The organism is Novosphingobium soli, from assembly GCF_042432915.1.
GTDB classification, from domain to species: Bacteria; Pseudomonadota; Alphaproteobacteria; order Sphingomonadales; family Sphingomonadaceae; genus Novosphingobium; species Novosphingobium soli.
Genome location: NZ_JBHLWK010000006.1, coordinates 177,793 through 203,986, shown reverse-complemented (window position 1 = coordinate 203,986; position 26,194 = coordinate 177,793). Strand labels below are relative to the sequence as shown.

The following is a 26,194-nucleotide window of genomic DNA, read 5'->3' as shown; positions in this document are numbered from 1 at the left end:
CCGCGCAAGACCCCTTGACCCATTGGGCTAATTCGAGAGTGCTGCGGCGATCCGGTCCTTTATCGCCAAGCGGCGCCTGCGAAGCTCGGTTTCATGATCGTGCGACGTCGGCTGGACATTGGTCTCGGCCACGTGAATTTCGTCGTTCACTTCATCATAGTCGATGAGCAACTGTGCAAAGCTCGGGTTTGAGACCTTCAGCGCATGGATCTTGTCCAACTGGCCCGGAAACTCTTCGCTCAAATTATGCGGTGTGTTCGACATGTCTTACTCCGTAGATGCCTATGCAAGCGTGATAGAGGACGCACCCGGGTGCGCCCATAAGTAGGTTCCCCATCAGCTTCGGGCGATAGGCCTGGTCGAGCAGAGCAAGGAGCTTCGGGCAGCTAATCCTGCCGGCTCTTCCGCTTCTCGCGGTGGGACTGGTAGGAACGCAGGATCTCGCCCATCCGGGCAAGCGCCTCGCGCCGTGCCGACGCACTCTCGATATCCTGCAGTTCCTTCTTCAACCGGACCGAGAAATCGGCATAGTCGTTCTGCCAATCCCGCCCAACCGCGCTCTGCAATTCGACATCGCCCGTCTTCAGGCGCTTGGCCGGCGCTCCTGTGGGCAACGAATAGGTCTCGCCGATCTGCGGCGTGACGATTGACAACACTCCTTCGCCTTGCATCAAGCGGCGTAGCGTCTCGATGGAGACTGGCTCGCCATGGTCCAGGAAAAGACTGCCATTGATCGGCATCCGCCCCGTGATCCATTCCTTGAGATCCGTCTGGTCGCCATGCGCGGAATAGCTGTCGATCCGACGAATTTGGGCACGGACCGCGACGTCCTGTCCCCAGATCCGGACGCGACTGGCACCGTCGAGGATCGTCCGGCCGAGCGAGCCAGCCGCCTGGAAGCCGACGAACAGGATCGTCGATTCCCGACGCGCGAGATTGTACCGCAAATGGTGGCGAATACGCCCCGCTTCGCACATGCCGGACGCGGCCATAATGATTGCGCCCGACATCGTGTTCAGCCGCATCGATTCCATGGTGGTGGCGGTGTAGTGGAACGACGGGTGATGGAAGATCTCCCCCGAACCCATGTCTTCAAGGTCGTTGGCGTGCTTGGCGAACACCTCGGTCGCCCGTGTCGCCAACGGAGAATCGATGAACACCTGCGGAAATGCCAGACGCCCGGTGTTGATCAGTGTCGCGATGTCGAGCAGCAATTCCTGAGTACGTTCAAGTGCAAACACTGGGATCACCAGATTGCCGCCGCGGGTCAGGGCGGCCTTGATCTCCGCCTCGAGTTGCGTCCGGCGTTCCTCTATCGAGACATCCTCCCGAACCCGGTCGCCATAGGTGCTTTCGCACACGACATGGTCCAAACCAACCGGCGCTTCCGGATCCGCATGGAATGCCTTGTGATGCGGTCCAAGGTCTCCCGAGAACAATAGGTGCGAGCCTCCGACGTGCATCTCGGCCGACGCTGACCCCAGAATATGCCCTGCATTCCAAAACCGGGTCCTGAAGCCCGGTACCGGCTCGAACCACTCATTCAGTTCGACCGTGTCGCACAGGCTGTAAGCGGCCATCGAATCCGCTTCGGTGTAGATCGGCTCGAACGGCACTTCATCCCTGCGATCACGCCGACGATTGCGTCGCTCCGCTTCGCTCTCCTGGATCCGTCCGGCATCCGGCAGCATGTAGTAGAGAAGATCCTTGGTCTGGGGAGTGCAGTAGATCGGGCCACGGTAGCCCTCGGCCGACAACTTGGGCAGAAGCCCGCTGTGATCGATATGCGCATGGGTCAGCACGACCGCGTCGATCCTGCGCACATCGAATGAAAATGGGTCCCGATTGAGCGTTTCGAGAGTCCGCGATCCCTGGAAAAGGCCGCAGTCGATAAGCACAGTACTCCCTCCATAGTGCAGTTCCATGCACGAGCCGGTGACTGTCCCTGCAGCGCCGTGGAAGGTGATCTTGGGCTCGTTACTCATCGGCTCACTCTGCTCCTGCTGGTCTGCAACAGTCCGACCCTTAGACACCCCTATAACTCGAGCTATGCGAGATATCCCGTAGTGGGCCGCGTCAACTGGCATTGCCGTACTGGCCGAGCACATCGCGCTGACCGCGACGTCGTCGATCCTCGATCACATCCGCGAATATGGGCCGGTTGAATTGGGGATATTGCGGATAGACCGGAATGCGGCCGGCCCGCTCAATGGCAGAATGACGAACATTGCCACCCTGACGCTGAACCCCACGATCGACGTCGCCTACGAAGTCGATCGCATGTTCCACACGCGCAAGATGCGGACAAAATCCGAGTTTTACAGCCCAGGCGGTGGCGGCATCAACGTCGCCCGGGTCTTCGTCCGCCTCGGCGGCAATGCTCGAAACTATTATATGGCGGGTGGCGCAACGGGCGATGCGCTCGACGGCCTGCTCGACCTTCATCAGCTTGTTCGCAATCGCATCACCATCGCGGGCCACACCCGCGTTGCATCTGCCGTGCTGGAGATCGAAAGCGGCAAGGAATTCCGCTTCGTCCCGCCCGGCCCGACAATCCAGCCTGTCGAATGGCAGGCGTGTCTTGCCCAGCTTGAAAACGCGCAGTGCAAATTCATGGTCCTAAGCGGTTCGCTACCCCGGGGTATGCCCGGTGACTTCTACGGTCAGGTCGCGGCGCTGATGCACCGACGCAATATCCCGGTTGTGCTCGACAGTTCAGGGCCCGGTCTCAAGGGTGGCCTTCAGGAAGGCCGCATCTTTCTCGTAAAACCCAGCATCGGCGAGTTGCGGCAATTCACCGGCCAGAAACTCGCGACACCCGACGAGATCGCCAATGCCGCAATGGAAATCGTTCGATCGGGACAAGCCGCGCATGTCGCCGTGACCATGGGCCATGACGGCGCAATCCTTGCCACTGCCACCGGACAGCTTTTTCTGCCGGCCGCCTCCATAGAGGCGAAAAGTGCGGTTGGCGCCGGTGACAGTTTCCTCTCCGCCATGCTCTTTGCGATCTCGATCGGCTGGGATACGGCCGAAGCGTTCCGCTTCGGAATTGCTGCTGGCGCTGCCGCCGTGATGAGCCCGGGTCACGATCTCGCCAGACCAGACAATATCCAGCACCTATACCAGCAGGTTACGCCAATACCCTGAGTGTTGCGGCAAATCGGCCATCTGAGATTCATCGCGCCCGAATCATGCGCAAGCTCGACGCTAGTTCGATCGCGAGCCTGGTTGCGACGGCGATAGCGCTAGGCGGCGCGCAACAGACCCTGGTGCGTAGAATCCCGCATTGCTGGAAAAAGGCCGGTCGGTCAGTCAACCTCTTACGCCAAAGAGACTGAATGATGACCGACAATACTCCCAACGGGGCGAACATGAACGTCCGCGCGCCCTTCCCGATTGCTCATCCAGAGGCGGCGAGGATACTGCTTTTTCTGCCGCACATGCAGGCCGCCATAATCACGGCCGCTCTGGAGCAGCAGCAGGCCCCTCAAATCTAGCAAAGGATCCATCCTTTATGAATATTAGCACGACCGGCCTCGATTCGGCTAAAAATTGCTTTTCAAGCTCACGCGATCAGAAAAGTTGTCGTCCGCAAGACGCTAAGACAACCGCAGATGCGTCCCTTCTTCGAGAAGTTTCCGCCTAGTCTGGTCGGAGCGGAAGCCTGCGACTGGACGAAGATCTGCGCCGGCGAGGAGGAGAAACCCGTGTATGTCGGACCCCGCCTGCTTGAAGCGCTATCCCGTCTCAACATGGCATCGTCGACCGACGCACTGCGCGACGGACTGGCTGATGCCGCCAGGCAAATGGGCTTTCCCTATATCGCGCTGGTCCAACACGGCGGTCTGCCGCGGCTGGTCGAGTGCTCGATGGTAGTCACCAACTATCCGGCGAAGTTCGTCCAATCCTACATCGCAAACCACTATTATGTTATCGACCCGGTCTATGAAGTGAGCCAGCTTCTCGATCGGCCGTTCGGCTGGGAGGAGATCAGCAACGTCGTCGAGCTTGCCGATCACCAGCATGCCCTTTTCAAGGAAGCGGGGCGCTACGGGATCGTTCACGGCGTCACCGTGCCGCTACACATCCCGAGCGAGTCCTACGCGTCATGCACCTTCGCCCGCCCGGAACCGATCGAGATCACGCCATCGCTGATGACCACGCTCCAGATCATCGCCGGCTTCGCGTTCAGGGCGGGCCTCTATCTCCATCACGCCATGCACGACCGCAATGTTCCCCGGCTTACGCGCCGCGAGGCAGAATGCACGGCGCTGATCGCGCTCGGCAAGACCGATTGGGAGATCGGCCAGATCCTCGGGATCGCCCAAACCACGGTTCGGTATTTCATAACGAGAGCGAAGCAACGCTACGGCGTCTTCAGGCGCTCGGAGCTGGTCGCGCGCGCGATCATCGATGCTCAGGTCATCCGTGATGGCCAGGACAGGGATAGCAAGGTGCCCGAGAGCGCCGACGACAAGCCGGAGCGTGGATAGCTCACATCGCGTTGCGGGAGCGGACGATGCGCCAGATACGGCTTGGACCATTTTGCGGCGAGCAGCGCGGAAGGGTGGAGGTTGGTTGAGGCGGTGGAGTAGAATCGGAAAGGTGGTGAGTGGGGAAGCGCGTTAACGCCCCCAAGCGCCCCGGTGCTCTTTCAAAGCGTACACTGCTTGACGAACGGCAGCGGAAGGGTGTACCAATTGAAGCTGTACGAGTGGAGGCACACAATGCCGCGAGCAGTAGTGGAAGACAACAGACGCATGAGCCTGCGGATTCGGCCGGAGCAAAAGGCTTTGCTTGCCCGGGCGGCTGCGCTCAAGCATACCGATCTCACGACCTTTGTCACACGTTCGGCGCTGCGCGAGGCCGAGAACGTGATCGAAGAGTCGGAGCGGACGAAACTGAGCGAGAGAGACAGCCTGCTCGTTCTTGATCTGCTCGAGAACCCGCCGCCGGTGAATGCGAAACTGCGCGCTGCCATCGCCGCGATGCCGAAGTTGGCATGACGCTTCCTTCATGGCACGAGGAAGCGATTTCGAAAGCGCATGACCGGACTTCATTCGACTGCGGCGACAATGATCTGAACGTCTACTTGCAGCGTTATGCGCGGCAAAGCCACGAGGCAGGCGGGGCGAAGACGTTCCTCGCCATCGACGACACCGACAGCAAGACGGTTCTCGGCTTTTACAGCATCGCTCCGGGCAGCATGGATCATGCGGATACGCCAGAACTGGCGAGGCGAGGACTCGCCAGGCATGAGGTGCCGGGCTTCCGGCTCGCGCGGCTAGCAACGGATCTGCGTGTGCAGGGGCAAGGGCTCGGGGGTCAGCTCCTGGGCGCGATCGGGCGCAGATGCATTCGCGTCGCGACCGAGGTCGGCGGGGTTATGCTGATCATCGACGCCAAAAACGAGCGCGCCGCGGACTGGTATGCCGGCTACGGCGCTATTCCGCTGCACGACAAACCGCTGACGCTCATATTGCCCTTTGCGACACTCGAACGTGAATTGAGAGCTGCAGGCCAGTTCTAGGCGTTCAGGGCGCGATGCGCCGTGCAATGTCGTTTGTCTTCGACGTGAGCTCCACACCGGGGTCACTCGCGCGACCATATCCACATCGGAACCCGAAGGCTGAGGCGCGCTCCAGATCGGCTTGCAGAGAACAGAATCAGCGGGGTCAAACCAGTGTTCCAGTGCGATTTGCCGCACGAAACCGGCTATGAATGATGGAACAATGACAAGATCTCTGCTATAGTCGGCTGCGAGGAACTATCGATGAATACCGCAGCCGACATGCCCCCAACCGATCCTGCAGCGCCGCGGCTGAGGCTAGCCGATTGGCTGTGGCGTCCGTGGTATGCAAAGGCGTGGTGGGCCACGATCCCGGTCTGGTGGATCGGCATGGCGGCGTCCACGAAGATCGCGCCGCTGGAGGCCTTCTACGACAGCGCGCCTGCCGGTTTTCTCAATGTGCTTTTCTTCCCGATGACTGCGCTCCTGGCGCTGGGTGTCGGTTACGCGCAGGATTGGCTGACGGCATTTGCGCCGCAGGGCGAGGGCGATCCTATATCCGATGAGGCGCGGGCTAGAATTGCCCGTCTGTGGGAAGAGCATGATCGCGCTATGGAAGATATCCGAGCCGGCAGCGATATCCACGATCCGCGCTCCGGGGCGCTATACATCGGCAATCCGATAAGCCCTAACAATGGCGCTCGTATCAGCGTTTTTTGAAGCTGCTGTCGCCATCGCCCGGGCTGCCCTCGATGTCCGTGGAGAATCTCCCGCCCTTCAGAACCGCGTTCTGTTCAACCGATGTGAGAGGGCCAGTAACGTCGAATGTCGCGCGCCCGGAATCCGCGTCCTGAAGGTAGCGGTTACGCATGCCATCCGGGCCAAGGATGCGATCTGACAGTTCGCGGGAGAAGGTTGCAGCCGGATCGCTGGACCGGGCCGCGGCACGTTCGGCGGCAGCAATTGCCTCTCGAACGTCGTAGTTCACGATATCCAGGCTCGACTGAGCATTCTCCGTTGAAATGCCAACATCACGGCTCTCGAACCCCAGACTTCCGCCGACACGTCCCGAGGTGGAACGGCCCTTCTGGGTGGTCGGCGTTTGGCTCGATTGCTGTCCCTTGCCGGCCGGTTGTCCGCGGCCGCCAATAGCTTCGGATTCCTGAGAGTCGATACTCCCTCCGACATGAGCACCGACAGACGTACCAATCGTGACCTGATCCTGCGCCGAGCGCGACAGCCCCCGCTGCCATCCGGTCTGCGCGATGATCGCCTGGACGTCCCTGGTGAGCGTATCTGCTACCTGCGGATTGAGCCGCCAGTTGCCGTGCCGGTCCATCTCGAACCCGCCGCGCAGCCAGTTCTGCATCATGGCCTGGCCCTGTTCGCCGCTGCTCAGGAAATGCTCGATCGTGTCGGGCCCGGCCTGTTTGCCCGCCTCGAAACGCGTACTGGTGTCGTTGCGCGCCGACTGTTGGAACCCGACCGAGCTCGATACCAGCACATCGTTGTCGGCGAACGAAAATCGCGCACGCCCGCCATTGGCGATCGCACCGAGCTGGCTCTCGTTGATCAGACCACCGCGCCACATCTGCGCTGCGGTCTCCGGCGTCAGATTGAGGCTCAGGTCACCATTTTGCGCCATGGCGATCTGGCGCTTGGACATCTGCACGCCATGCTCGCCCAGCAGTTGCTGCATGCGGGTCAGGCGCTCATTGTCGACAATGCGGGTCAGGCGCTCGTTGCGCGCGCGATCGGCGATCCCGGCCGCGCCGCCTTCGGCCATATCGACCTGATTACCAGCGCCCTGGCTCAAGGTGCGGATGAAGCTGTCGAGCCGCGCCGCCTGCCGGACCGACATGCCCGCGGCCGCCGCGCCCTCTGCGAACCCGGCATTGTCGGCTTGCCGTCGCTGTTCGCCGATCCGAGCGGCCGACCGCGTGCCATCGTGGCCGACCTCGCGCTGCGCATCGAGTTTGCCCGACCGCTCGGCGAAATCGTAGCCAGCCGCCTCGCGCGTGCGCCCATAGACGCTGGTCCCCTCGCGCGCCGCCTCGGCGGTAGCGCCGTCGGCGGTGCCGACCTGCACGGCGGCATTATAGGTTTCGAGCGCGCGCATGACCTGCGCCTCGTTGCGCCCCGTTGAGCGCGAGAGTTGGGTGATGGCGGAGGAGCGGGCTTCGCCCGAGAGCGCATTGATGAAGGCGATGCGGCGCGAGGTTTCCTGCACGCCGAGGCCGAGCATCGATGCGGCATTGCGCTGGCCCTCATTGCTGCCGGTGCGATGGGCCTGTTCGGTCGCGACATTGCCGCGCTCGATCCGCGCCACATTGTCGCCCGCGAAATCGCGCCGGCCTTCCATCGCCCCGACCTGGACCTGGGCGGCGGTTAGGTCGTTCCTCAGCATCTGCTCCTGATCGAAGGTGTTGGCGATGAGCTTGGCGAAGGTCGGATCGGCCGACGCCTGCGCGATCACCGTCGAGGCCTTCAGCGCCGCGTCCTTCTGGTCATAGCCGTTCCGCTCGAAGTGCCGCTGCGCGCCGGACATCATCATGTCGTAGGCGCGCGTATCGCCGAACGCCTTCCACTGGACCATCCGTTGCGTAAAGGCGGCGAACGCGCTTTCGCCCGCCTGGCCTTGCCCGAAATAGCCCGTGCCGAGCGTGCGCAGCGCATCCTTCTCTGCGAAGTTGTGGATTGCTGTCGTCGCTGCATTGTCGCGCACGGCACGAACGGTCTCGGGATCGGTCAGGCTGCGTCCAGTGAGGGCAGGCGAGAGCCCGCCGAGCTCGCGTGCGGCGTCGAGCTTGCCCATGCCGAAGGCGGCCGTGCCGTTCGCTCCGCCGCCATGCTCAGCGAGCACGCGGCTTGCGGCGCCGAACGCGCGATTGGCCCCGAAGGTCGAGCGCTCCCCGAAGTCCCCGAAGTTCGACGCGGCACCGCGCCGCGCCATGGTGCCGGCCGCCGTGGCTTGCGCCTCGAGCGCACCGGCATAGCCCTCACTGGTCGCGAGCGGCGCGGCGGCCGCGGTGCCCTGGCCCTGGACACCGAGGGCTCCGCTGGTGAACGAGGTGAACACATTGCCCGAGAAGCGGAACACCGTGAACACGAAGGCGCCGGCAAGCCCCGCCGCAGCCGTGCGGAAGCTGCCGAAGATGGCGAGCGCCTTCATCGCGGACGATGGCGCGAGCATCCAGGCGTTGGCCGCGACATTGTTCGCGCGCATCTCGGCCAGCACATCGGTCGCCCGGCCGAGCGTGAGCTGATAGATCCCGGCATCGATCACGCCCCATAGCGCGACGAACACGAACAGGCCGAGCGCGAAGGAGGCCACGCGCAGGTTGATCGGGGTCAGGATGAACAGCAGCGCGATCGGCATCATGAACAGCATGATTCCGAAGACCGTGGCCCGGATCGTGGGCATCCATTCATTGGCCGTCGACATGGTGGCGAGGCCGGATGAAACCACCGCGCGATTGGCCATGACGCGCGCGGCGGTTGCCGGACTGTCCTCGAACAGCACGTCGCCGACGGTGCTGCCGAGCATCACGTTCGTCAGGAACTGCTGGAGCGACTGGGGAGCATCCATCATCATCTGGCCGAGTTCGCCGATATTGGCGCGGCAGCGCTGAAGCTGGGTGGCATTGGCGATGTCGTATCCGGTGCGCGTGCAGACCTGCGCGACATAATTGTCGAACAGCGCGGGCTCGGAAAGCCGGGTCGAGATATGCTCCCAGGCTTCGGTGCAGCTCACCGTCGTGCCGCCCTTGTCGGTGGAGGTGAACACCGTGCTGAAGGTTGCCGGTCCCGCCATGCCTGCGAAGGCCGCGGGCAGATCGGTCGCGGTTCGGAACAGCATGTCGTCGTCAACGCCGTAGGCGGGCGAGACACGTGCCACCGGATAGCATTGACGCACATAATCCTTGATCGTCGCATCGAGGAAGGTGTCGGTCATCGGGCCGCGCGGGGATGCCGCATTGAGGAAGAGATCGAACGTGTGGCCGCCCGCGCCGAACTCGAGCTTGGCGTGGGGATCGGTCGTATTGTCGTCGATCACCTCGGCGAGCGCGCGCTCCATCATGTTGGTGACGCCCGCCACGAGCACGATGAGATTGGGTACATCGCCCACCGGCTGATAGGCGTTGCGGACGCGGTCATAGACATGGACGGTGCCCGTGGTCGCGACCATGCCGACGAACAGGCCGACGCCGATCAGCATCTGGAAACCGAACCCGACCAACCCCATGCCCGAGCCACGGATGCTGGCGAGCAGCACGCCGAGACCGATGCCGACCACCGCAACGATCAGCACCAGCGTCTCGTAGCGCGGATCGCCGAAGATCATCGACACCAGGCGGAAGGCGTCCACGGTCTCCGCAAAGCCGTCATAGGTATGGAAGCTGGTGTCGATCGCGAGCGCGGGCGTCGCCGCGAAGAGAGCGATCAGGACCGACAGGGCGCGAAGGATACGGATCATGGCGCGGCCCTCGCTCAGCGGTTGCGGTTAGCGGCGGCGCCGGCGGCGTCGCGCGCATCACGGTCGCGCTGGCGAACGACGCCGGCATAGTTCGCCGAGAGGTTCGCCTGGTTGAGCGCGGCCATATAGGACTGACGCATCTGCGCGCGCTGGCGCAGCACTTCGTCTCGAAGGCCCCCGAGCTGCTCGATCCCCTTGGAGAGGATACGAGTCTGGCAGACCTTGGCATTGCCCGCGTCGCTTGCGCCCGCCGCGCTCGCGCCGCGCTCGGCGTTGGACACGGCGAAATCGATGCTGCGCGTCAGATCGTTGAGCATCTGATAGGCGAGCGTCAGTGCGACCAGCTCATCGGTATCGCCGATCACGCTGTCGACCATGCCCTGCCGCACGCCCCATTCCAGCAGGCGGTAGATCGGCAGGGTGCGGACATTGGCGACGAACTGGCGCTCCTCGGGCGTCAACGCCGCGCGCGTCCGGATCTTCACCGCGATCGACTCCATCCGGCCGCGCGCGAGGATCAGCGCGCCCTTGCCGCTGCCATCGACCGAGCAGTCTGCCGATGTGGGCGGCACGGCGATGGCCCGGGTCTGGACCCGGCCTGTCAGGAAATCGTCGACGCTTTCGGTATCCTGGCGCGGACACGATGGAATCGCGCTGAACAACGGCACGCGGTCCATAGCGTCCCAGCGCATATAGACGTCGCCAACGCGGGCACGCATGACTCCCGCCCATTCAGACGCGCCGACCCGCGCCGCGGCATGGGCCAGCAGCGAGCCGGTCTTGAAGATCTCGGTCACTTCGGCAGGGCAGTTCTCGAGCGCGTCCTTCAAGTCCTCGGTCGGGTTGCCCTGGTTGGCCTGAATCTTCTCGCGGCTCTGCTGATAGCTTTTCGAGAAGCCTTCACGGACTGACTTGTAGCCGGTCATCTCCTCGATGATGCCGCTCATATTGTCGTCGCCCTTGGCGATCTGGACCATGCGGTTGGCGAGGCGGCAGTCGTTGACCTGGATCGAGTTCAGGAAGTTGGTGGCGGCTTCCATCTTCGAGATGATGTTGCCCATCTTCTCATCGAGCGTTTCGAGCAGATACTGGAAGGCGACCGCCGGCGCGGCCTGCAGGATGCTTTCAAGCTTTTGCACGAGATAGTCGGGATCGAGGAACGACATGCCGCCAAGGAACATGTCGATACCGCCGCAGCCCGCCCTGATCTTCGGCAGCGTCACGCTCATCAGATAGTCGTTGTGAACGTCGACCCGGCCCGACATGCCGCCCGCGGTGATGTAGCCGCGGGTCTGATCCTCGAAGCTGCCCGGCGACGTGTAGGTCACATTGTCGAACCATGACTCCGCCCAGCTTTGCGCGGAAGCGGGAGAGGTTGTGGCGAGGGTGGTGAGGAGAGGCAGCGCGAGCAGGGTCAGGCGGCGGCGCAGGGTAGCCATGACAAGCAACCTTCGTGGGAGGGGGCGAGGATCCGGCTCCCCATGTCAGTTCCTCGCCCGGTTGGATGAGGGAGGTGAGGCTACGCCCACGATCCCGGTGAATTTGGACATGCCGCGCACGCCGACCGACGGTTTCACACCGGTCAGCATCTTGGCGGCGAGATAGAGATTGCGTGCGAGGTTCGGTTCGTGATCGGTGCCGATGGCGACCGGAATGATGCGGTTGGCGTCCGACACCGGGCGCACCCACGCGACGGGATGGCCGACCCAGGGCAAGCCGAGCCGTCCGGATCGCAGCATCGCTTCCTGCGATCCGATCGTGCGGACCTTCCAGCCATAGCGTTGTCCGAGCGCACCGAGCCTGGTCCACAGGTCCGCGCAGGGAATGCAGCCCGGTGCCGTGCTCATCTCGACGATGAAGGCCGGTCCCTGGCCTTTCATGGTTCCCGCGAAATCGGGTGGCCAGTCGCGCGTCACCGGCACGCGGGCGAGCCATCCGCGCATCTCGGCTTCGGTCGCGACGGGATGGATCGCCGCGCGCATCGCCTGTTCGCGGGTCGGAGCCTGCGCCGACGCCGGGACAGCGCCCACGAGCAGGCCGGCCAGCGCCGAGGCCACGAGCCGCTTCACCGCTGCGGCTCCAGGCTCGCGCCGACCAGATCGCCGCCGAGCGCGCGGGGATCGGTGGCGGACACCGGCCCGGCCGAGAGGGCATCGAAAAAGCCGTCCTCTTCGCCGGCCCCGGTCAGGAACTGTTCGGGCCGGATATCGCCCGCGAGCAGCCGCACCGCCTGATAGGCCGTCTGAATGAGAGTGGGATAAGCCTCGACCCCGCTCGCGATCACCATGCGTTGCTGGCTGTTTCGGCGAATGACCATCGTCGTCGGCGTGATCTCGACCCCGAAACGCTGGGCCAGCTCGGGCCTGCGGTCGATGTCCATCAGGGTGACCTGCCAGCCCATCTCCTCCTGGAAGCGCTGGACGATCGGCCACTGGACGCGGCAATAGCCGCAGGTCGAGCGTGAAAACATGACCAGCGCGAACTCATTGGCGCGGCCGCGCAGATACTGGCGGCGGACCTGATCCTTTTGCGCGGAAAGCTGGTCGCGGGCCTCGCCGACCATCGGATTGGCGGACTTCGCGCTGAGTTCGGGATTCTGGAGCATGGCGATCTGGGTGACTCCCGCGAAGGCGCGCGCCTTGCGCCTCGCGAAATCCTGCAAGCGCCAGAAATCCGCGACCGCATCGACCGTCAGCACCGTCGCGGCGTAGTCGCGTTGCTGCTCGATCAGCTTCCTGATCTTCGGCGGCGTCCAGGTGGCGAGCTCCGCCATCGGCGGGATGGCCGGCTTCACCAGCGCGTCAGGATCGGGCTCCCCCTCTGCCGGCTTCGGCGGCGGCTGATACCACCAATAGCCGGTGCGGCCATCGCCCGACCCCTGGGCCAGCGCGGACGACGGGGCCAGCAGCAGCGCCGCGGCGAGGGCAAGGCGGACCCGGCTCACAGCAGCTTTTCCATGCGCCGGAGCCGCGCGATCGCGACCGGGCCGTAATAGCGGCTGTCGAACCCGCTCGCATGGCTCGAGCCGACATAGACCATGCCCGCCGGAATGGTCCTGATCATCGGCCGCCAGTGCTCGAGACGCTGACCGTTATGGCCGAAAGGCTTGCTCACTGCGAGCAGGGTCTCGTTGCAATAATACCAGCCATCCCATTCGCCCGGATGCATCGGCGAGGGCTTCTCGATCCAGTCGATGCGATCACCGGGCAGGCACAGCGCCATCTTGGTCACCTGGACGGGCTTGGGGCCGGCGAGCGGGTGCGACAGCGTGAACGACACGAAATCGCCGCGCCCGATCGGCCCCGGCGCATTGCGGACTGCCCATGCATCGATCGACGGGCTCATCACGATCGTCGCCTGCGGGATCGCCCACCAGGTCAGCAGCCCGATCGGCAGCACGATCCCGAACGCTTTCCAGAGCTGCCTGGGGCGCGGTGGCTGGCCGAGCCCGGAACTGCCGAGCGCCACCGCCGCTTTCAGCGGCAGAGCCTTGAGTCCCACCCAGGCCGATTTAGCAGCAGCGAAGGCGAGCTTCAGCATCGCGCACCTCCTGCTTGCCGCCGAGACGGCCATATTCTTCGAGAAGTCCGGAGAGCGCCGCGTCGCCGTAGACGACATGGACGGCGCGCGGGCTCTCGTCCTCGCGTTCGCAGTAAGGCAGCGCCGGATCGCCCGGGACCATGGCCAGCGCGGGAACACGGGCGACGCCATGCTGGCGGAAGATCAGCGGATCGACGATCAGCTGCACGTCACGCATCGCACAGGCCGGACCTTCGCAGCCGGGATCATGCCGCAATATCTCGGCCGAGAGCTTCGCCATCGGGGCGACCCTGGTGAGGCCGCCCGGCATGCCGCGAAAGGCGAGGATGCCGCGCGCCTTCTCGAGTTGTGCGGCATAGGTCCGCAGCGTCGTTACCGGCATGGACGACGAGACGAACAGGACCGGCACCCAGCCTTTGGCGCTCGGCGGCGCGGCGACGCCGAAGACCGCTTCCATGTCGGGCGCCTCGAGCCCGAGCGCGTGACCCAAACGCCGCGCCATCGCTTCGCGCTCGGCGGCCATGGCATCCTTGCCCTTGTCGAGCGCCGCCCGAGCGCGTGCATCCATGGCGGGCGATGGTGCGCGCTTGCGCAAGCCATCGAAGGCGCGGCGGCGGGTTTCTTCCGATGGCGTGGGTAGCGCGGTCGGACCGCGCGTTTGCGCTTCCTGCTTACGCGCCGCCGTGGCGCGTTCGAGCCGGTCAAGCGCGGCATCGCCTTCGGCTGCGGCGCGATCGCGCGCATTGTCCGGGCGCGGCGTGTCCTGCGCGAGCGCGGAGGCGGAAATCAGCATCGCCATCACGATGGCCAGAGGGCGCGCGCTATTGGCCGATAACCTGCATATAGGCATCGATCTTGTCCTTCATGTCGATCTGGATGTCGGCCTGGGCGCGGGCCTCGATCTCGGAATAATATTCGGAAAGGTCCATTTTGGAGAAATCCAGAGCCTGGAATTCCTCCGGCGTGAAGCCGCGGCAGTAGGGATTCTTGGGCGTGCCCCATCCGACGCGGTTGAAGCTCTTGAGTTGGGGCCGGCCCTGTTCCTGGATGATGCGACCAAGTTTGGTGTTGAAGCAGCAATGGCCCTTCGACTTCTGCACGCAGATGCCGAGAATCCTAGAGCTGCAATAAGTCCCCACTTCATGACACATGCCCGAACCCCGGAGCATGCCGACTTCCATGTCCTGCTGGTCACAGCCCGAGAGCAGGAAATCCATCATGAAGTTGATCGCCAGGCTGATCGCGATCGACGTCGGATCGATGCCCGCGATGATGGCGTTCGCGCCCGACGTCGCGGCCTGGCCCGCGGTCGCGCCGGCCTTGAACGCGCCATAGGCGGCCTTCATGCCGGTGAACACGCCCTTGGCGACCGCGATCTTGGTGCCGATCGACGAGATCGATCCGCCCATGCCGTCCTTGACGATCTTGCCTCTGTCCTTGCAGCAGTTCGAAAAGGTGGTTCTGAGACCAGCGGGTCGGCAGCGGGTCGCCCGGCCTGCAAAGATCTCGATGTTGCCGAGGCAATGGCCTTCGGCATCGACCGCACCGTCAGCGGGCGCGCCCGGATCATCGACAACGGGATCGTCCTCGATTCCCGTCCCGTCGCTGCCGGTGCAGGCATTGGGCGAGCACATCGGCGTGCCGCCGCCCACGGGGGTCAGGCATTGATGTTGCGATCCGAGCGGGCAGCTATAGGCGCCCTGCGCATCGGCGACGCACATCGTCTGCTGGGTCGGGCAAAGCCAGGCGTCGTCGGCCATGGCCGAGCAGCTCACGACCTCGCCGGGATCGCCGGCATCGCCATTGCCGTCGAGGTCGACCGCGCAGACAGGTTGCTGCGCCTGCGCCGGAGCGAACTGACCGGCGAGTAGAAACCCGCAGATGGCGAGCGCGATCAGGGCAACCTGCGTCGGCCAGAGGAGAGGACGCCAGATCATCGCACTTCTCCGGTGCAGACGAGATCGGCGCCGCCGAGACGGACAGTCTGCATCATCACGACTGCTTCGGGAAAATCGTCGAGACAGCCGCAGGCCGAGACGATCTCTTCGCCCGGACCGGCGGGGCAGATGTCACCGCCCGCGCTGCCGGTCTTGCAAGCGTAGTAGAATGTGTCCCAACCCGTGGGCGCGTTCTGTTTGGAGCTGACGACGCCATCCAATGCCACGCCGTCATTAGCCTTGGGCGCGCGTGTCTTGCAGACCGGCTCGCAGGCCGGGACCGTACCGCGATCGGGTAGCGCGAAGGGACGCGACGACGTCGTATAGCCGTCATCGGCGGTCTTCACCCGGTCGGCGAGCAGCGCCTCGGTCGAATGGTCGATGATATAGGCGCCGCGGCTGAGATCGGGCGGCGTCGGCGAGCCGAGATCGACGGCGCATTTGTAGCGGCGCTCGCGCTTGAAGAAATCGCGGGTCAGCCGGATCGTGCAGATCCCATTGCCGAACAGGCGCGTTTGCGGTAGCGGCGTGAGGCCGGTGCCGACGCCGTTCCTGACGGTCTGCACGCCGTCGACGGTCTCGCCATCGAGGCGGCAGGCGGAATCGGCGGCATAGCCCGAGCAGAGATCGACGAGGCGTTCGGAGACACCGCAGCTCGCATCGACCCGGACCTCGATATCGACCCAGCCCCAACGGCCGTCACCGCCGCCGCGCACGCGCACGCCGAGCGCCGCCGTTCCAGCGCGGAACCGTTCGGTGAGATCGATCGGCGTCAGGTTGACCGTTTCGGCATCGACGTTGCAGTCGCCCGAAGGCAGGGCGTCGCCCAGCCACGGCCGCTTGCCGGCATAGCCGACGACCTCGCCGTTGACGCGTGATTGCAGCCAGTCATTGGCGTCTTGCCGGACGATGCGGGCAGAGACGAGGCCGTCTGGCCTCAGAACCTGGAACGTCGCCGTGAATATGGGCGGTGCGGCCGAGCAATTGCCGTTGCCGCCAATCCGGTAGCGCCGGCAGTCGGTTCCGCAGCTCGTGACCGACTGGACTTGTCCGGAAACGCTGATGATGTCGTCATAGATCGCCGGCGCCAGCGTCACTTCCCGCTCGATCGTGCAGAGCCTCACCTGATCCGCCTTGCCGACGCCAGCGGGCGAGGCCTTGAGCGCCTGGAAGATGCTGCTCGAAGTCGACGCCGCAGAGGCGTCACCCTGGATCGCGGTCGGATTGGCGCGATAGGCGGTCTGGGGCAGCGACGGATTGGGCGTGCAGGCGGTGCTTTGCGCGCCGGTATAGCGGATCACCGGGCCGTCGATCGCGGCCTGCGCGACGCCGACGCGCGGATCGGCGGTGGTGAGCGCGCCGATCACCCCGCCACCCAGGTCCTTCAGCACCGAGGCCATATTGCCCCAGACCAGGTTCGCGCCGCAGCTGTTGTTGATGCAGTAGCAGCCGGCGAGATCGGTCAACCCGACCTCGGTGAGCTTGAGGTCGCCGCTCGAGGCGACATCCCATTTGAACGTCTTGCACTGGTTCCAGGTGCCGGGCTGGCAGGAAACAATGCCGTTGGCGCAGATGCCGGACACCGGCACGGGCAAGGTCAATGTCTGGTCGACGCTGCCGTCGAGATCCTTGTCGCGCGAAATGCGGAGCGTCCCGATGTCCCCCGTTCCGGCAGGCTGCGCGAGCAGTTCGAGCAGCGTCGCCGTCTTCTGGCACGCGATATTCGGGTTGAACGTCTTGCTGTTGTCGACGGTCGTGATCGGCTGCCCGGCAAGGCCCGGCGTCAGATAGTTCTCCTGGATCGCATCGCTGTCGGACGTCTTCGCGCGCGAGGCCTCGGCGGCGGCGCGGGCGCGATCCTCGACTGTCTGCGCCGAGGCCGACATTGGTAGAGTGGCGGTCGCCGCCAGCAGGAGGAGACAGCGCACTTTCATGGCTGCCTCGCCCGCGTGCCGCGTGAACCGCGCCGGAACCGGAACACGTCTCCCGCGCGGAATGCGCTGGATCCGGGCGAGAGTATCCGGAAGACGGCCTGGCCCTCGAAGGTGGTCAGCGCGGCCGCCACCGGCGCGGCATGAGGGGGGCCTGCCGCCCACGATGGGGGGCATTCGGCCGCGCTGACCATAGGTGGAGCGACGGCGGCAGGGGGCACCGCCGCCGCTCCGTCCGCGCGCCCGCTCACGGTGGGGAGCCTTCCGTGACGAGCGGGACAACCGCCCGTGCCGGATGCGCGGGATGGGGGAAGCGACCGGCTCATGGCGTGGAAATCCCCGCGCAGCAGATCGCTTTTTCGAAGAGCATGAACTGGGCGTTGTCCTTGCCCGGCGCATGCTTGCCGCTGGTCCAGAGCGCGCCGGGCCGGCCGATGTTGACGCACTTGCCGCCCTTGACGGGCTCCATGATCTGGAGCTTGTAGCGGCTCTTGGTCCAAATCGGCTGAGCCTTGAACGAGCAGCCGTCCTCGGAATGGATGGTGAGTGCGCCCAGGCGCCCCATCATGAATGTCGTGCGCGCCGCCAGCCCGGCCCAGGCCTCGACCCGGTCGCCCATATGGATGTCGCCGGCAACCGGATAGGTCGCGCCCCACGACCCCATGCACCAGAACAGGGGATCGATGGTCTTGCCCGCGGCGGCGGCGGCGCTGTCGGCCATGCAGGCAAGGCCTGCTGCCGGATTGCCGAACAGGATGCCCTCGGGCTGGATGATCGCGCCGAGCGTGCCCGACTGCCAGGTCGGCAGAACCTCGGTGATCATCGCGACATCGAAGCCGTCATCCTCGATGCACGGCAGGTCGGTGAACATGTCGAGCATCTTCCAGACCGGCGCGATGTAGTAATGCGCCTGCGCAAACAGCTTGGTGGTGTTGGTCCCGTCGGAGATCGACGACTGGCTGCCCTGGAGCTTGCCGCCGGTCGGCAGGAGGTCGACGCCGAGCGCCATCATGCAGCCGGGCTCGGTGACGACGTCAACCATGCGGTTGGGTGTCCAGAAGCTGACCTTGACCCCGAACCAGAAGGTCGCGCCCTTGCGGCAGGCGCAGAGCGGCTTGGACGCCGACTGCGCGTCGAGCGCCTTGTCGAGCTTGTCGTAGCTGCCGACGCGCACGCCGCCGATGGTGATCGGGAAGATGCAATTCCACCTGACCTTGGTGATCGGATTGAACACCGTGTCCGAAGGGCATTTGGAAGCATGCGCGGGCGTGGTGGGCGCGAGCAGCGACAGCAGGATCGCGGCGGCTCCGACGCGCAGAGCGGATGCAAGGCGGGTCATTGGCCTCGCCCTCCCTTGGCTGACAGGTTGACTTCGGTGAGTTCGAGCTTTTGTCCGACCTGCCGCACAATGACGGGCGCGACCGTGAGGCCGAGCCGGTCCTTCACTCGTTCCTCGAGCATGAACAGCGCGCGGCTGTGGCGTTCGCCGAGCGACAGGGCATCGTCTTTTGGATCGCCGCCGCCGGTCAGGACGATCCAGTCGGTAAGCGTCGCCGTCTTCAGCGCCCAGGCGAGATCGCGGGGGTGAACGATGACGAGGCGCTGCGGCAGCGAGACATAGGTCAGCGGGTTGAAGGTGAAGCCCTTGGGATAGAGCAGCTTGCCGTCGGGCAGACGGATTTCCTGGTCGAGCGTGTAGAAAGGCACGACATGGCGCACACGATTCTCGCGCGCGGTGGCGAGAGTCGCACCCTTGAGCGCGCTCCATGCCGAACGCGGGCCGAACTTCGCCCTGATATCGGGCGGCTGCTGCGCGGCGCGGGCCTCGATCTCGGCCATCGCGTCGGGCTCGGCGATCGGCCAGGTGCGGCCGATGGTCGAGGTGTCGGCACGGGCGGACGACGCGATCAGCACCGCGCGGGCCAGGAGCCCGGCGATCGTCGCGGACTGGAAGGCGACGATGGGCCAGCGCTGGCGGGTGCGATCATCGGCCACGGCGGCGCTCCCTCCACGGCACGGGCGGCGTGCGGCTTTCGCCGCAGACCGCACAGATGAACGCCGAGAGGCCGAGCACGAGGGTCAGCCAGATGAGCGCCTGGTTGCCGCCGAGGTCCGGGGCCGACCACAGCACCAGCCCCGACTGCACGATCAGCAGCAGATGCGTGCCGACCAGCAGGCGGATCGAGGACGGACAGGGCGAGGCGGAGAAGATGCCGTTCATCGCCATCTCCGTGACCTTCGCGCGGCCATCCAATCGGGAAGCCGATCGAGAATGTGCGCGACGGCGAGCGCCAGCGCCGCGCCGGCGAGCCCGGCACAGGCGATCAGGGCGGCCATGAGCGGCGCGGGAACGCTGTCCGTGGCTGCACAGCAAGCAAGGCCCGCATAGGCCAGACTGGCGATCACCGGCCCGGTGAACGCCAGCAGGAGCTTGCACCGCCGCCAGCGGATGCGCTCCATGCCCAGGATCTGGATATAGGCATCGCGGACCGCCGCGAGCAGCTGGATCCGGCCGCTCAGTTCCTCCTGGCAGCGGAGCAGGTAGGCGTGCAGCGTTTCGTCGGGCCGGCGCTGAACGGCCGCCAGGGGATTGGTGTCTTGGGGCGGGAGCGGGTCGAGGATCATCGAGGCCTCCGCAATTTCGCGAGCAACCGGCTCACGGCACCGGTCAGCGCGATCATCAGCAATCCGGTCAGGAAGCAGCCAGCGCCGACCAGCGCAGCGCTGCGCAGGACGAGTCCGGTCGGCTGCTCGAGAACCAGCCCGGCGACGAGCACCAGCGATGCGATCATCACCGTTTCGATGACGACGAGGCGGAACCGCCAGCGCAGCGCATCGGCCTCGGCGCGCTTCGCCACGCGCGCCTCGACGATCCGTTCGAGGTCATTGTCGCCGTTCTCGACGAGCCGGAGCGGCAGCTGGTCGGGGGAGGCAAAACGCCGGCTCATGACCGCGCACCCCGCTTGAATGCGACGGCGCTGTCCGTCTGGCCCGCGTTTCCGAGGACCTCGGCGGGATCGACGCCGGCAAGATCGCAGACCGCCTCGAGCGGCGATCGGCCTCGGCGCACCAGCGCCTCGAAGGCCGCGACATCTTCGGGCGCCGAGGTGTTGATCCAGTAGGAGAAGGGATCGACGACGAGGCGTGCAATGCCGAGCCCGAGCGGCGAGTCGACGAACACCTCGCTGTAGTTGGGCTTGTTATTGCGGACCGATTTCAGGAGATCGAGAACGAAACCCGAATAGTCGAGGATCTTGTTCTCGACCGCCTTGTCGTAGGTCGAGCCCTGCAGCAGGAAGCGGGTGGCGGCGTTCTCGAGGATGACCTGGCCGGTGCCGCCGAACAGCATGAGGTCGTTCATGCTCTGGAGGACAATGCCGAAACTGCCGCGATATTTGCGGGCGCGGCGATACCCCTGGGAAAATGCCTCGGCGAGCCGTGACAGATCCTGCCCGTCGCTGCGCGTCATGAACTGCGCGGCTTCATCGCAGAGCACGAAGCGGGGCCGGTCACGCGCCGACAGGTAGAGTTCCTGGGTGACGGCGTTGACCACGACCATGATCACGACGTTGAACAGGTCGGGCATGGCCTTCAGGCGCTCGAGTTCGAGCACGACGAATTCGTCGCTCGAAATGTCGAAGGTCGAAGGCCCGTTGAAATAGTGGCCGTAAGCCCCGTCCGAACCGAAATCGCGCAGGTTGAAGGCGAGCTCGCGCGCGGTCGGCACCAGATGGTCCACGCGGTCGAGATCGGAGGCGGTGTTGGCGGGATAGGCTCCCAGCCATTCGCGCACCGCGTCGATCCCGGCTTCGGCCCGCCCGCTGTCGATCGCCCATTGCACCGCGGACTTGAGCAGGTTCCATTCCGAGGTGGTGACGCCCTTGCGGGTCGCGGCATTGGCCATTTCCGCGACGATCGACACGGCCATGCTGATCGCGGATTCGCGATCGTCGCCGTCGAGGGCCAAGCCCAGATCGAAGGGATTGAGGACGAGATGCTCTTCGCCGAGGTCGATGTAGCGGCCCGAGCAGAGCGAGCAGAGCTTGCGGTAGGAGCCCCCGATGTCGATGATGCGGATGAGCGCGTTCTGCGCGAAATATTGCTGGCAGAGGTTGTTGAGCAGGAAGCTCTTGCCCGCGCCGGACTCGGCCGAGACGATGAAGTTGTAATTGTTGATCCGAGGATCGAAGAGGTCGAGCGTGATAAGCTGACCCTTGCGGCCCGTGTAGAGCAGCGCCGGCCGGCCGCCGCCCCGGAAATCGGTCTGGATCGGCGACATCAGCACGCCCGCGCGCACCGGCACGCGGAAATCGCGCTGAAGCATGCGGACCGTGCGGCGCTCGGGATAGAGACCGAACGGCAGGCTCGCGGCGAGCAGGATCGGATTGAGGTAGCTTTCCTCCTGCACCATCCAGGGCAGCGGCTCGCTCTCCCAGAGGCGTTTGGCGCGCGCCGCCATCTCGCGGGCCTGGTGACGATCGCGGCCGAACACCCAGAGCGTCGGGATCACCGAGACGAAGCGGCTGTTGCCCACTTCGTCCAGGATCCACGAAATCTCCTCGATCTGCTTGCCGACCTCGACCGCGAAGCTGCCCGCGGCCTTCTGCGCCGAGAGGATCTGCGCGCGCTTGTGGATCTCGAATTGCGAATGGTCGAACAACACGTTCAGGGTGAAGAGGAACGGCCCGCCGATCTGGTCGCTGTCCTCGGCCGAGCCGCGCATGCCGCCGGTCAGGCGATTGGCGCGCTCGGCGGTAATCCGCTTGGGCGGCGACTTGGGGGTCAGGCAGCGCGCCACCTGGTTGCCGAGAAACACTTCCGGTCCGTCGAAACGCAGCGCCGGTCCCGCGTCGATAATCTGGCGGCGCAAGGGGACATCGGCGGTCTGGGTGAACACGCCGGGCGCGGCGGCATGGACGCCGTTGAAGATGCGGCGATAGAAACTAACGATCTCGCCCGCCCCCATCGGCCGGATACCGAGCTTGGATAATTGCTCCTCGATCTGCCGGCGCAGATCGCTGTCCATCGGCGCCCTGGCCTTGACCGAGAGGAAAGTGCGGAAATTGCGGACCGGGATGCCGTGGAGCGCTTTCAGCCCCATGGTTCCCGCCTGGAGATAGTCGAAGGTCCGCCGCGCCGATGCCTGGATCAGCGGATCGGGGCGCGTCTTGAGATCGAGAAAGGCATCGAGAGCGCCTTCGACCAGCGGATCGGCGAAGCTCTGAAGCTGGAGGATCGTCCCTTCGGGAAAGTTGACATTGAGGAGCCCCAGCAACGCCTCATGCACATGCGCGAACAAATAGGCGGTGGGAACCAGCTCCCAGGCGTAGCCCCAGCCATCGTCGATGGTGAGGAAGGCCTGCTCTTCCTCGACCCAGGCGGCGAGCGGCAGATAGTCGGAATAGCTGTCGCGCTCGACGCTGCGGCGCAGCCGCGCGAGCGTCATGCCCGATTGGTAGCTGGTCATGGCCGCGGTCCCGTGTCGTTCTGGCCGTCGTCGGCACGATCCCTGACCTGTTCGAGCACGTTCGCGCGCGATGCCGGAGATACGGGCGTGACCAGATAGTCGCCCACAACCCATTGCGGGCGCTCGACCAAAGAATAGACATAGCGCGGCATGTAGAGCCGGTCGGGCCGCTGCCGATCGGCATAGGGCAGGATCAGGGTGCGTACCGTGCGCGGGGGCTTCAGCATCGGCGTGACTGGCTGCTCGATCAGGCCCTGCAGTTCGCGATATACGGAGTCACGATAGCCCGCGAACGCGCCCGACCCTGTCTTTGCGGTGCCTGCCTTGCCGGAACCGCGCGCGGGCTTGCCGTCCTTCAGCAGCTTCCTGTCGTTGGTGACGGCCGGATCGGACTTCGACGCCACGCCAGCCACGGCGTCGGCATAGGCCTTGTCGGGATGGATGCACTGGCCATGATCGTCGTTCTTGCAGCTGAACTTCTCGCTGTAGGGCGACATCACCGATCCCAGCGTCGCGCAGCCGCCGAGCAAGGGAAGCGTGAGGATCAATGCAGCGGCCCGGATCGCGCGGCCTCGCGGACGATGAAACATGGGACGTACTCCCCTGGTGTTTGCTGGCGGGCGCATCAGAATTTGCTCCCCGCGGTGGGCTTGATTTCGAGGCTGACGCCTTCCTGGATGACGACGACGACATCCTTGGCCGCGCCGACCTCGACGATGGGGCCGGCCTGGCGCGCGAGATCGAGATAGAAGTCTGTCAGCTTGTCCGACGAGCGCGACAGGCCGCCGGCGATGCCCGCCTGCGCCGCGTCGCCCGCATCCAGCGTGCGGACCGAGCCCAGCGCCGAGGTCGAGACATTGCCGACCGTGTTCTCGACCGTCTGCGCGACTCCGGTGATGGTGCCCGCGATAAAGGAGCGGGCCAGCGCCGCGCCGGCACGGGTGACGACCTTGCCGGAGAGGCCCTTCTTGCCGTCGGCATCGACGAAGAAGCCCTTGATCGGCTGATCGACCACCGAGCGTTCGTCGAAGTCGACGCAGGACAGCGAGACCAGCTGGACTTCGACCCGCTCCTTGGCGAGGCTGCCGGTGGCGTTGCCGATGACGAAGCAGCCGGAGAGGTTGGCCTTGACGTCATTGGGCAGCACGGCAGGCGCCTGGACACGCGCGATCAGCGGCTCGGGATTGTTGGTCGCGTCCCGGCTCGCCAGCGCGTCGATCCCGGTCAGCAGCCGCGCCTTCATGAAACCAGGCGGCAAATAGATCGTCCGGGCCTTTTTTTTAGCGCCCGCTGCCGCATCTCCGCCGCCGACCGGCGCGGTCGCCGCGCCGATCGCGCCCACTGTCTTTTCGACCGGCGGAGCAGGGGGTGCGGGCGGGGCCGCGGGAGGCGCCGGAGGAGCGGACGCCGATGGATCGATGTCGCCGGTCGCGGGCGGTTCGGGAAAGTCGGGAACCGCGCCGGGGATCGCCGGCGGCAGGTCGCCGTCGATCGCGCCCGCCGTGCCGGTCCCAGGCACGATCTTGCCTTCCTCGATCGCGGTCACGCGCTCGCCGAGCAGCGTCTGACCGTCGAGGATCTTCTTCAGGTCGCCGCGCAGCTTGATCTCGAGGCTGTCGCCGCGAAGTCCCGCACCCATGTCGAGATGCGAACTCGGCGGCGCGGCGGCTTCCTCGGCCTTGTCGCCGCTCGCCGAATAGAGGCCGAGCCCCAGCGCGCCGATCACGCCGGCGACGCCGAGCTGCTTCAAGCGCAGCTGCTGGCGCGCGCTCAGCGTCTGCCAGCGCGCCTTGAGATCGAGCAATGCCGGACCGCGCGAGGCGAGGTCGGGACGAACGCGTTCCTCCTGAAAACCGTCGAGGTCGAGTTCGCCGTCCCGGTCCTGAAGCGTGCGATCACCGCGACCGCCGCGATTGCCGGGGCTGCGATCATTGGGACCGGCGGGGCTCATTGTATGGTTCCCCGGCGCACGACGATCAGCCGGGCCGTCTCGCCCGCCGACAGAGTGCCGCGGTCGAGCGTGACCGCGAAGATATTGGCGCCGAGCGCGCTGTCGAGGAAGCTGCGTTCGTCGAGCAGCGTGTCGCTCGCCACCGACACCAGATACTCCGAGGCCGAGAGGCCCGAGCCGTCGACCTCAATGCGGCGCCGTTCCTCGATGCTGGCATCGGGGAGCAGCCCCAGGCGGAGCGGGCCCGAGCGCGGTGCGACGCTGGTGAAGCTCGCCGGTATCCGGTCCTGGAGCATCGAGAGCGTGATCGAGACCGCGCGTTCTTCCTCGACCAGCGGTCCGAGCAGTTCCTCGTTCGCCTGCGCGCGCTGGGCGCCCCCCGGCTGCAACGTCACCGTCTGCGCCGGAATGTCGGATGGTTCGGCGTAAAGCGCAAAGACCGCGCCGTTGCAGGTGATGAAGAATTCGGACGGGACCGTCACGAAAGTCCGCGTCACCGCACCGGCGTCGTCGATCTCGCGGACGAGAAACTTGATCCACGCGTCGCGTCCGGCTTTTTCGACGGCGATCGCCTTCTCGGCGGAGAACTTGACGTCCTCGATCTCGCCGCCCGCGCAGATCACATGATTGATGTCGCGGTTGGACAGGCGGATCGTGCTGGTCTGGTCGGGCAGCGCGACGATGGTCTGCGCCATGACGGGCAGCGGCATCAGGGCGAGGCCGAGCGCCAGCAGCCGCTTAGCGGGGCTGTGCATCAAACTTCTCCTCATTGAGGGCGGTCAGCCAGAAGCGGCCGTTGTCGATCACGTATCGGATCCGCAGATTGCCCCGGAACTTGCGGATCACGCCGCCGATCACGCGCACCTTTTCGACGGGAACGAGGATCTCGGTCCTGGTCCAGGTCACCGGCTGATCGGGGCGGATATAAGTCGCGATCGAGAGTGTCGGATTGTCGGCCAGCTCGTCGAGCAGGCGGTTGAGACTGTCGCGCACGCTATTGTAGGTCGAGGGGTGGACGATCGAGAGCAGCTCCTGGAACTGCCGGTCCGCCGAGTAAGCCGAATAGGTGCCCGACAGCGACACCACGTTGCGCGTAATCGTGCGCAGGTATGCCTCGGACGGCTCGCTGCCGGTCACATAGAGGTCGCCGCCGCTGCCGAACGGCACGACCACGGTGCGGGTGTTCTGGTTCGAGGTGTAGATGAGCGTGCCGAGCACGGCGGTAATGCCGAACAGGCCGATCACGGCGAGCTTCAGCAGCCGGTTCTCCTCGAACAGGTTGCTCGCGCCCTGCAGGTAGCGGTGCATGCCGAAGCTTGCGGGCTTGCCGAGCAGGGGGTCGCGTGGAGGCGCGTCGGGGGATTTGCGTCCGAACATCG

26 protein-coding genes are annotated in these 26,194 nt (G+C 65.2%); 6 read left to right on the top strand and 20 right to left on the bottom strand.

Annotated elements, in window-relative coordinates:
* Positions 1-27 precede the first annotated feature (27 nt).
* On the bottom strand, positions 28-264 hold the full coding sequence (locus tag ACFFJC_RS02870) for an HP1242/YdcH family protein (RefSeq protein WP_086485610.1): 237 nt from the start codon (positions 262-264) through the stop codon (positions 28-30).
* 122 nt (positions 265-386) lie between these two features.
* Positions 387-1,985: an MBL fold metallo-hydrolase gene (locus ACFFJC_RS02865; protein WP_086485946.1), complete on the bottom strand. Its 1,599-nt coding sequence runs from the start codon at positions 1,983-1,985 to the stop codon at positions 387-389.
* A 232-nt stretch (positions 1,986-2,217) separates the two neighbouring features.
* Here ACFFJC_RS02865 and ACFFJC_RS02860 point away from each other — a divergent pair, with 232 nt between their 5' ends.
* From ACFFJC_RS02860 to ACFFJC_RS02835, 6 genes are all read left to right on the top strand, one after another.
* Complete coding sequence (locus ACFFJC_RS02860) at positions 2,218-3,150, top strand: 1-phosphofructokinase family hexose kinase (protein WP_048578303.1); 933 nt, start codon at positions 2,218-2,220, stop codon at positions 3,148-3,150.
* 194 nt (positions 3,151-3,344) lie between these two features.
* On the top strand, positions 3,345-3,500 hold the full coding sequence (locus ACFFJC_RS02855; protein WP_160985498.1) for a hypothetical protein: 156 nt from the start codon (positions 3,345-3,347) through the stop codon (positions 3,498-3,500).
* A gap of 117 nt (positions 3,501-3,617) precedes the next feature.
* On the top strand, positions 3,618-4,496 hold the full coding sequence (locus ACFFJC_RS02850) for a LuxR family transcriptional regulator (RefSeq protein ID WP_286866151.1): 879 nt from the start codon (positions 3,618-3,620) through the stop codon (positions 4,494-4,496).
* Between the two features lie 267 nt (positions 4,497-4,763).
* Positions 4,764-5,009, top strand: a complete 246-nt coding sequence (locus ACFFJC_RS02845) for a type II toxin-antitoxin system TacA family antitoxin (RefSeq protein ID WP_237449632.1) — start codon at positions 4,764-4,766, stop codon at positions 5,007-5,009.
* Positions 5,006-5,533 (top strand): hypothetical protein, encoded by a 528-nt coding sequence (locus ACFFJC_RS02840; RefSeq protein ID WP_048577672.1) that lies wholly within the window; start codon positions 5,006-5,008, stop codon positions 5,531-5,533. Before ACFFJC_RS02845 ends, ACFFJC_RS02840 begins: the two co-directional genes overlap by 4 nt.
* Positions 5,534-5,776: 243 nt before the next feature.
* Positions 5,777-6,232, top strand: coding sequence for a hypothetical protein (locus tag ACFFJC_RS02835; RefSeq protein ID WP_048577673.1), 456 nt, complete (start codon positions 5,777-5,779; stop codon positions 6,230-6,232).
* Here ACFFJC_RS02835 and ACFFJC_RS02830 read toward each other — a convergent pair.
* The 18 genes from ACFFJC_RS02830 to ACFFJC_RS02745 all read right to left on the bottom strand — a co-directional run bounded on the left by ACFFJC_RS02830 (position 6,219) and on the right by ACFFJC_RS02745 (position 26,192).
* Positions 6,219-9,989 (bottom strand): conjugal transfer protein TraG N-terminal domain-containing protein, encoded by a 3,771-nt coding sequence (locus ACFFJC_RS02830; protein WP_086485611.1) that lies wholly within the window; start codon positions 9,987-9,989, stop codon positions 6,219-6,221. The genes ACFFJC_RS02835 and ACFFJC_RS02830 overlap by 14 nt on opposite strands.
* A gap of 14 nt (positions 9,990-10,003) precedes the next feature.
* Complete coding sequence (locus tag ACFFJC_RS02825) at positions 10,004-11,428, bottom strand: conjugal transfer protein TraH (RefSeq protein ID WP_086485612.1); 1,425 nt, start codon at positions 11,426-11,428, stop codon at positions 10,004-10,006.
* A 45-nt stretch (positions 11,429-11,473) separates the two neighbouring features.
* Positions 11,474-12,058, bottom strand: coding sequence for a thioredoxin domain-containing protein (locus ACFFJC_RS02820; protein WP_086485613.1), 585 nt, complete (start codon positions 12,056-12,058; stop codon positions 11,474-11,476).
* Positions 12,055-12,933 (bottom strand): conjugal transfer protein TraF, encoded by an 879-nt coding sequence (locus tag ACFFJC_RS02815; protein WP_140159567.1) that lies wholly within the window; start codon positions 12,931-12,933, stop codon positions 12,055-12,057. Before ACFFJC_RS02815 ends, ACFFJC_RS02820 begins: the two co-directional genes overlap by 4 nt.
* A complete protein-coding gene (locus tag ACFFJC_RS02810; protein ID WP_086485614.1) occupies positions 12,930-13,529 on the bottom strand; it encodes a S26 family signal peptidase in 600 nt (199 codons plus the stop codon). The genes ACFFJC_RS02815 and ACFFJC_RS02810 overlap by 4 nt, the downstream gene beginning before the upstream one ends.
* Positions 13,501-14,379, bottom strand: a complete 879-nt coding sequence (locus ACFFJC_RS02805) for a type-F conjugative transfer system pilin assembly protein TrbC (RefSeq protein WP_086485615.1) — start codon at positions 14,377-14,379, stop codon at positions 13,501-13,503. Before ACFFJC_RS02805 ends, ACFFJC_RS02810 begins: the two co-directional genes overlap by 29 nt.
* Complete coding sequence (traN, locus tag ACFFJC_RS02800) at positions 14,351-15,466, bottom strand: conjugal transfer protein TraN (protein ID WP_086485616.1); 1,116 nt, start codon at positions 15,464-15,466, stop codon at positions 14,351-14,353. The genes ACFFJC_RS02805 and traN overlap by 29 nt, the downstream gene beginning before the upstream one ends.
* Complete coding sequence (locus ACFFJC_RS02795; RefSeq protein ID WP_086485617.1) at positions 15,463-17,400, bottom strand: hypothetical protein; 1,938 nt, start codon at positions 17,398-17,400, stop codon at positions 15,463-15,465. Before ACFFJC_RS02795 ends, traN begins: the two co-directional genes overlap by 4 nt.
* A gap of 319 nt (positions 17,401-17,719) precedes the next feature.
* Positions 17,720-18,736 (bottom strand): TraU family protein, encoded by a 1,017-nt coding sequence (locus tag ACFFJC_RS02790; RefSeq protein WP_328278608.1) that lies wholly within the window; start codon positions 18,734-18,736, stop codon positions 17,720-17,722.
* Positions 18,733-19,392: a conjugal transfer protein TraW gene (locus ACFFJC_RS02785; RefSeq protein WP_254908046.1), complete on the bottom strand. Its 660-nt coding sequence runs from the start codon at positions 19,390-19,392 to the stop codon at positions 18,733-18,735. Before ACFFJC_RS02785 ends, ACFFJC_RS02790 begins: the two co-directional genes overlap by 4 nt.
* A complete protein-coding gene (locus ACFFJC_RS02780; RefSeq protein WP_086485949.1) occupies positions 19,382-19,618 on the bottom strand; it encodes a hypothetical protein in 237 nt (78 codons plus the stop codon). The genes ACFFJC_RS02785 and ACFFJC_RS02780 overlap by 11 nt, the downstream gene beginning before the upstream one ends.
* Complete coding sequence (locus tag ACFFJC_RS02775; RefSeq protein WP_086485619.1) at positions 19,615-20,022, bottom strand: hypothetical protein; 408 nt, start codon at positions 20,020-20,022, stop codon at positions 19,615-19,617. Before ACFFJC_RS02775 ends, ACFFJC_RS02780 begins: the two co-directional genes overlap by 4 nt.
* On the bottom strand, positions 20,019-20,345 hold the full coding sequence (locus ACFFJC_RS02770; RefSeq protein ID WP_086485620.1) for a hypothetical protein: 327 nt from the start codon (positions 20,343-20,345) through the stop codon (positions 20,019-20,021). The genes ACFFJC_RS02775 and ACFFJC_RS02770 overlap by 4 nt, the downstream gene beginning before the upstream one ends.
* Entirely contained in the window at positions 20,342-22,864 is a 2,523-nt protein-coding gene (locus ACFFJC_RS02765) for a TraC family protein (RefSeq protein WP_286866163.1), read from the bottom strand. The genes ACFFJC_RS02770 and ACFFJC_RS02765 overlap by 4 nt, the downstream gene beginning before the upstream one ends.
* The gene (locus tag ACFFJC_RS02760) at positions 22,861-23,454 is read right to left on the bottom strand and encodes a TraV family lipoprotein (RefSeq protein ID WP_086485622.1); all 594 of its coding nucleotides are present in this window, start codon (positions 23,452-23,454) and stop codon (positions 22,861-22,863) included. Before ACFFJC_RS02760 ends, ACFFJC_RS02765 begins: the two co-directional genes overlap by 4 nt.
* Before the next feature lie 35 nt (positions 23,455-23,489).
* On the bottom strand, positions 23,490-24,815 hold the full coding sequence (locus ACFFJC_RS02755) for a TraB/VirB10 family protein (RefSeq protein ID WP_086485623.1): 1,326 nt from the start codon (positions 24,813-24,815) through the stop codon (positions 23,490-23,492).
* Positions 24,812-25,570, bottom strand: coding sequence for a type-F conjugative transfer system secretin TraK (locus ACFFJC_RS02750; RefSeq protein ID WP_086485624.1), 759 nt, complete (start codon positions 25,568-25,570; stop codon positions 24,812-24,814). The genes ACFFJC_RS02755 and ACFFJC_RS02750 overlap by 4 nt, the downstream gene beginning before the upstream one ends.
* Entirely contained in the window at positions 25,554-26,192 is a 639-nt protein-coding gene (locus ACFFJC_RS02745) for a TraE/TraK family type IV conjugative transfer system protein (RefSeq protein WP_086485625.1), read from the bottom strand. Before ACFFJC_RS02745 ends, ACFFJC_RS02750 begins: the two co-directional genes overlap by 17 nt.
* Positions 26,193-26,194 lie beyond the last annotated feature (2 nt).